This is a genomic window from Methylibium sp. (genome assembly GCF_031393925.1).
Classification (GTDB): domain Bacteria; phylum Pseudomonadota; class Gammaproteobacteria; order Burkholderiales; family Burkholderiaceae_C; genus Methylibium.
Genome location: NZ_JANMWL010000241.1, coordinates 1 through 1,549, shown reverse-complemented (window position 1 = coordinate 1,549; position 1,549 = coordinate 1). Strand labels below are relative to the sequence as shown.

The 1,549-nt window shown below is 67.5% G+C and carries 2 protein-coding genes; both read right to left on the bottom strand.

Features of this window, described 5'->3' with window-relative positions; all coding sequences use genetic code 11:
* Positions 1-1,181, bottom strand: a 1,181-nt coding sequence (locus tag RMO12_RS12625) for a tetratricopeptide repeat-containing protein (protein ID WP_405029674.1), incomplete at its 3' end; no start/stop codon positions are given.
* Positions 1,178-1,549 (bottom strand): tetratricopeptide repeat protein (locus RMO12_RS12620; RefSeq protein WP_309639559.1); only part of this gene is annotated, 372 nt, incomplete at its 5' end. The genes RMO12_RS12625 and RMO12_RS12620, both read right to left, overlap by 4 nt.

The window sequence follows — 1,549 nt, the reverse complement described above, 5'->3', positions numbered from 1 at the left end:
GCGAAGCTGGCCTTGGCCCAGTAGTCTTTCGGGTCGCGCTTGGCCGCCGACAGCGCCGCCCACAGCACGCCGCCCGTCAGATTGTCAAGAACGGTTTGCGGCACCTCGCCGCCCAGGTGCTTGAGCAGCAGTTGCAGCGTCAATGAATTGATTCCCGCGTAGTGGTGCGACGGGTCGGCAATGAAAGCCTGGTGGTAGGGCGTGATGGCTTCCTCCAAGCTGGCCAGCTCGTAGCCCGCAGCCTCGCGCAACTGCGCCGGTGTGGCGGCTTCGCTGCGCCAGCGTGACATCCAGCGGTCTTTCTCGACCCGCCCGGCCAGAGACCAGGCCTCGGGGTCGGTTGGCCGATCCTCGGCTAACTGGCGCGCGGCCTCGTGGGCTTCTTCATGACGTCCTAGGCGGCCCAGGCAGACGATGCGATTGCAGCGGCTGACGCCGTCGCCGGGGTCGGCGTGCAGCGCGTCGTCGAACTGCTCAAGCGCGAACGCGAAATGGCGCAGTTTCAGCAGGCTGTTGCCGGCGTCGCGCTTGGCCTCCAGCCACAGCGCCTGCGTCGGCGTTTCGCCGGCCAGCACGAGGATGTCGCCGGCGCGGCACTTGGCCCGCGCCACTTCCATGCGCCCATGCCATTGTTCGTAGGCGGCGCCGAATTCGTTGTCGTCCTTGAGCAGCAGTTGGCGCCATTGCGGCTCACGCAGGTGCGGCAGCAAGGTGTAGACCGGGCTGACCTTGCGCTGCGCCGCGGCGTCAAGTGTGGCGCGCGCCATCGCGGTCAGCATGGCGCGGTCGGCTTCGACGAAGGCCGGGTCGGGCGCGCCGTCTTTCAGCCGGTAGCGCAGCTTGCGGTCGGTGTAGATGTCGAATGGATTCGTAGGCCGCGGCCCCTGCACCAGGATCACGCCGCGCGCGCGCAAGGCATGGCGCACGCCGAGCTCGTACCAGACGTTGGGGTTGTCCAGCGTCAGGTCGGCCAGCACCAGGTCGGCGACCAGCAGTTCCTGGAACATGTCGGTGCGAATGTCGCCGGCGCGCTGCTCATCGTCGGCGCGGAAGACTTCGCAGCCGGCCGCTTCAAGCGCGGGCTTGAGCAGTTCGGCGTAGATGCGGTTGAAGTCGATGAGCTGGCCGTCGGCACCGGGCTTGGCGCCGAAGGGCATGGCGATGAAGGCGTGGGGAGTCATGGGGTGGGGATGGCTGGGTCAGGGGAATCATCGACGGCGGCGCGCATCTGGGCGAGGGTGTTCATCCTCGCGCGAGTGGCTGGATGATCGGCGCCGAGCCTGGCCATTGAGGTGTCAACGGTTTGGCCCATCAGTGCGAGGGCCTCGCTGCGTTCGTTACAGTGCCACTGCATGATGGCCAGGTTGTTCATCGAGTTCAAAGTGTCGGGGTGCTCCTCGCCCAGCACGCGACGGCGCACGGCGAGCACTTGTTCCTGAAGCGCACGGGCGCCCGCCAGATCACCCTGGGACTGGAGCGTGCCGGCCAGGTTGTTCATCGAGATCAGCGTGTCGGGGTGCTCGTCGCCCATCACGCGACGGCGCGCGGC